The organism is Peribacillus sp. (assembly GCF_059453735.1).
Genome location: NZ_JAZVJO010000201.1, coordinates 1 through 5,168, shown reverse-complemented (window position 1 = coordinate 5,168; position 5,168 = coordinate 1). Strand labels below are relative to the sequence as shown.

Below are 5,168 nucleotides of genomic sequence, written 5' to 3'. Positions count from 1 at the left end.
GAAAAAAAGTTATTTTTCTGAAAAAACTTTTCTCTTACTAATCAGCTTGACTAATCCAGTAAGAGAAAAGCGTTCAGTTAGTACTTTTCGACCTGTACATTTGTATTAGAATGTTAATACTTTTTTCGCTGTTTCCATTATATCTTTATAATTAGGCAGCCACACTTGTTCTGCTTCTGAGAAAGCAAAAACGGTATCTGCTGCTGTTACACGAAGAACGGGTGCATCTAGACTTAAGATTGCACGTTCAGTAATTTCTGCTACAACTGAAGCTGCAATTCCAGCTTGTTTTTGTGCTTCTTGAACTACGATAGCACGTCCTGTTTTTTCAACAGAAGCAACGATTGTTTCCACATCAAGTGGGGCAATTGAACGAAGATCGACTACTTCTACAGAGAAACCTTCTTTTTCAAGTTCTTCTGCAGCTTTAAGTGATTCACGTACCATAGCTCCGTAAGTGATGATAGAAAGGTCTTTACCTTCACGTTTTACATCAGCTTTACCAAGTGGAATTGTGTATTCTTCTTCTGGAACTTCTTCACGGAAAGATCTATATAGTTTCATATGTTCTAGGAAAATGACTGGGTCATTATCACGGATAGCTGAGATTAAAAGTCCTTTCGCATCATATGGTGATGAAGGAATAACTACTTTTAATCCTGGTTGTTGAGCAACTAATCCTTCAAGACTGTCAGCATGCATTTCAGGTGTGTGTACACCGCCGCCAAAAGGTGAACGGATTGTAACAGCTGAATTATAGCGGCCGCCTGAACGGTAGCGCATACGTGCCATCTGTCCGCTTACAGAGTCCATTACTTCATATAAGAAACCGAAGAATTGAATTTCCATAACAGGACGGAATCCTTGCAAGGACAGCCCAATTGCTAATCCACCAATACCTGATTCAGCAAGTGGTGTATCAAACACACGGTCTTCACCGAATTCTTTTTGAAGGTTTTCTGTTGCACGGAATACTCCGCCGTTTGCTCCAACGTCTTCACCAAAAATAACAACATTTTCATCATTTTTAAGTTCAGTACGCATCGCTTCTGTAATTGCTTGAATCATAGTTAATTGAGCCATGACTTACTTCGACTCCTTTTCTTTATAAATTTCATATTGTTCTACAAGGTTGTTTGGCATTTCTTCATACATATTAGAAATAAGGTCTGTAACCTTTTGTTTAGGTTCAGCATCAGCTTTTTTAATTGCTTCTTTAATATCGTCTTTTGCTTGTTCAATTGTTTTGTTTTCCATTTCTTCATTCCATAGTTTCATGCCTTCAAGGAATTTACGGTAACGAACTAATGGATCTTTTAATTCCCACTCATTATCAAGATCAGAAGTACGGTAACGAGTTGGGTCATCTCCAGCCATAGTATGTGGTCCATAACGATAAGTTAATGTTTCAATCAATGTTGGACCTTCACCATTTATTGCGCGTTCACGAGCTTCTTTAACAGCTGAATACACTGCAAGTGCATCCATACCGTCTACTTGAATTCCCGGAATACCAGCAGCAACAGCTTTTTGAGCTAATGATGAAACGGCAGATTGCTTTTCAACTGGAGTTGAGATTGCAAAACGGTTATTTTGAATGATAAAGATTGCAGGAGCCTTAAAAGCACCAGCAAAGTTAATCCCTTCATAGAAATCACCTTGTGAAGTTCCGCCATCACCTGTATACGTAACAGCAACTGATTTCGCTCCACGTTTTTTCATACCTAACGCTACGCCTGCAGCTTGCACGTATTGCGCTCCGATAATGATTTGAGGAGAAATAACATTAACGCCTTCAGGTATTTGATTCCCTTTGAAATGACCACGAGAGAATAAGAAAGCTTGATATAACGGCAATCCGTGCCAGATTAATTGTGGAACATCACGATAACCAGGCAGAATAAAATCTTCTTTTTCAAGTGCATATTGTGATGCTAACTGTGAAGCCTCTTGGCCTGCTGTAGGCGCATAGAAACCAAGTCTGCCTTGACGATTTAAAGAAATAGAACGTTGATCAAGGATACGTGTATAAACCATCCGTTTCATAAGTTCTTGTAATTGTTCATCAGTTAAATCGGGCATTGCTGCTTCGTTAACGATTTCGCCCTCTTCATTTAAAATTTGCAGTGTCTGGAACTGTTCTTCAACAACTTCCAACTGTTTCTTGACATCAAATTTAGCTTGATTTGATTTTGTAGCCATCTGCGTTTCTCATCCTTTCAAAAAGGTTTTATATGATTCTATAAAGCCCTGTTTCATTTTATTTTCATGAATAATCCTGTTCGATGTACTTTTCCCATCTATAGTGAAGGCAAACATGAACATGCACTCAAACGGTATATACCGTTTCTGTATCAGTTTTAAAGAAAAAAAAGATGATACAACGCTTTATTCTTTTTTAGTTTACCGCATTACCTAAAGTTTCGTCAAATACATAGTGTTAATAAAGAAAACTTCTTTGTTATCTGCATTTTAACTTAAAAAAAATCTGCTTTTTAAAAATCTGTTATATATCATTTATACAATCTGTATCATAACAATCCTTTCTTTAATTATGGTTTATAACTTTACACCACTATAATTTATACTACCCTATTTAGATTAACCAACCTCTATTTCCTTTAACCCAATAATCCAAAATTCGACATAATTATTATTTGAAGAAAATTATCGCGGGAAAATGGACAAAAAAGAAGCAGCCTGCTGGCTGCTTCTTTAATTTTTTATTCTGTTTTAAGGTCCGCTGTTTTGTAAAAGCTTGCTTTCTGCTTGTTATATAATTCCGTACTAGCATTAAATTCTTCATTCGCTTTAATTACTGCTTGATAGGCACTATTGATTGTATCGATTTGGGCTGACAGTTCATCCATTTTCAAATCTTCTTTTTTAAACAAATCATACAATTCACGGTCATGATCTAAACTCGTTTGGTAGGATGTATACAATACCTCATGATCCTTATATCTTTTTTCCATCGTTTCTTTAAGGGTTTGAACTTCTTGTTTTACCTGTTTATCTTCTATCGCTTCGATATGTTCCTCAATCTTTTCGAATTCCTTTTCCGAATTCTTAATACTCGTTCTTTCTTTTTCAATCAATTTCGTACGTTCGTCTAAATTTGCCAATGCTTCATCGGAAAGTTCAACAATTTGATCATATTCTTTCATCCCAAGAGTGGTAATTTGTTCATATAGTTTTTTCTCTTCATTCTCTAATTCAACAAGTGGTTTTTGTTGTTTTTCAAATTCATTCTCTTTTTGTATGGCATTTTCTAATACTGTATGTATTTCTTCTTCAGGTGCTGCGCCACCTGTACAACCTGCAAGAACACCCATCGTTATTAGGAAAGCCAACCCAATTTTTCCGTATTTAAACACATCAATTCCCCCAGTTACGTTTTTCTCTTTTTACATTTAATTCAACAGTTCAAGCCCGAATTCTTAAAATCTCCCCATGAATAGGCGCAAGCCTACACCTATTCCGCTTATGTGCATAGGCTGATAGAAATCATTCCAACAGGGATGGTTATAAATAAACCTGGAGGTATAAGCCTATGTATTACGGAGGTCAAGGAATGGATTGCTGTTACCCTATTTCACCTGCACCAAGCTATGGATATGGTTACGCTGGCGGAGGCGGCTGCGGCGGCGGAGGAGGAGGATTCGGCAGCGGTTTTGCTTTAATTGTTGTCCTATTCATCCTGCTGATTATCGTTGGAGCTTGTCTATGCTGAATTAAATGACTTACCTTCTTTACCCTTAATTCAAGAAAATATGATGATTTTTAAAAAGATTATGGTACTAAGTGCAACTTAAGCGGATATTCACTCTTTTTTTGCCGAAATTTTGCGCTTAGTACTTCTTTTATAAGCCATCAAGAACCTCACCACATTATACCTTAATTATCCATTTAGATAAATTAACAATTAAGTATACGTTAGCAAAACTTGTTTATACATAGTATTTTAATTAATTGTCCCTGCACAAAAGAAGAGTGCAGACGGATCACTGCACTCTTTTTCTCCTGACTGTTATAAAAGGCCCATATGTTTTAAGCCGTATAAAATACCTGAATCATCTACATCCTTTGTTACGAATTCAGCATGTTTCTTAACCTCATCAAGAGCGTTTCCCATAGCAATACCGTGCCCTACGGTTCCTAGCATCTCAATATCATTTAACCCATCTCCGAATGCATATACATCTTCCATACGGAAATCTGTCCGTTCAATAAATCTTTTAATTCCTTCTGCTTTCGAACCACCGGCTGGTAAGACATCTGTTGAAAATTCATGCCAGCGGATAAAGTGTAAATCAGCATAGTCATGGATAATTTGTTGATCTTCTTCTGCTGTAGTAAATAATAGCGCTTGGTAAATATCATTATCTTGATAAAATTCCGGACTGCATTCGGGATATGGAAACCGTAAAGAACCTAATGCTTCAGTAACACGTTCGCAACCTTTCGCACTAGCCTTCATTGTTTTATCATTCATAAATACCATAGCTTTTTGCTCATTTTCAGCTTGCTCATGAATTCGAGTCAATTCCGCTCTTGGCAATGGATTGCGATAGACAACCTCATTCTCAAAGACGACAAATTGACCGTTAAAACTTATAAACGAGTCAATCCCTAATTCCTCGCGAAGCGGTTCAAACATAAACGGAGCTCTTCCCGTAGCAATCGCAACGAATACACCCTTATCTTGAAGATCCTTAATTGCTTTCTTTGTAGAAGCTGGTAATTTTTTTTCGTGATCTAATAGCGTTCCATCTATATCAAAGAACACAATCTTTTTCAATATAATCCCTGCTTTCATATGTAAAAGATTCAAGTAGATATTATCTACTTATTTAATCCTTGTCCTGCAAATTAGTCAAGGGATTACTATGCTTCAGTATACAAATCGTTATATTCCTGATAGTCATTCGAATTCGAGCATATACTATTTATATAGAGAATGTGGACAGGCATTTATGACTATTGATTTTTTTCCTTAGCCAATTCAACTGGGAACCCTTTAAAGACGTATTTACTTTATTTAATAATCCTTTACAATAATACTTAAGGGGAGTGAACGGGATGTTAAAAAAATTACGTAAAAAGCTGCAAAAACAGTGGCAGGATTTACTGAGAAAAAAGACAATTGCTTAACTATTTTTAATAAA

5 protein-coding genes are annotated in these 5,168 nt (G+C 36.4%); 1 reads left to right on the top strand and 4 read right to left on the bottom strand.

The features are described from left to right. Positions 1-105 precede the first annotated feature (105 nt). The 3 genes from AC52RT_RS06390 to AC52RT_RS06380 form a co-directional block, all read right to left on the bottom strand. The gene (locus AC52RT_RS06390; RefSeq protein WP_495539973.1) at positions 106-1,083 is read right to left on the bottom strand and encodes an alpha-ketoacid dehydrogenase subunit beta; all 978 of its coding nucleotides are present in this window, start codon (positions 1,081-1,083) and stop codon (positions 106-108) included. Between the two features lie 3 nt (positions 1,084-1,086). Beyond that, the gene (gene pdhA / locus AC52RT_RS06385) at positions 1,087-2,202 is read right to left on the bottom strand and encodes a pyruvate dehydrogenase (acetyl-transferring) E1 component subunit alpha (RefSeq protein WP_495539972.1); all 1,116 of its coding nucleotides are present in this window, start codon (positions 2,200-2,202) and stop codon (positions 1,087-1,089) included. Positions 2,203-2,723: 521 nt separating this feature from the next. After that, on the bottom strand, positions 2,724-3,377 hold the full coding sequence (locus AC52RT_RS06380) for a YkyA family protein (RefSeq protein WP_495539971.1): 654 nt from the start codon (positions 3,375-3,377) through the stop codon (positions 2,724-2,726). 176 nt (positions 3,378-3,553) lie between these two features. Here AC52RT_RS06380 and AC52RT_RS06375 point away from each other — a divergent pair, with 176 nt between their 5' ends. Further along, positions 3,554-3,733: a YjcZ family sporulation protein gene (locus tag AC52RT_RS06375; protein ID WP_495539970.1), complete on the top strand. Its 180-nt coding sequence runs from the start codon at positions 3,554-3,556 to the stop codon at positions 3,731-3,733. 297 nt (positions 3,734-4,030) lie between these two features. Here AC52RT_RS06375 and AC52RT_RS06370 read toward each other — a convergent pair whose 3' ends face one another. Continuing rightward, positions 4,031-4,804, bottom strand: a complete 774-nt coding sequence (locus AC52RT_RS06370; protein WP_495539974.1) for a Cof-type HAD-IIB family hydrolase — start codon at positions 4,802-4,804, stop codon at positions 4,031-4,033. Between the last annotated feature and the right edge of the window lie 364 nt (positions 4,805-5,168).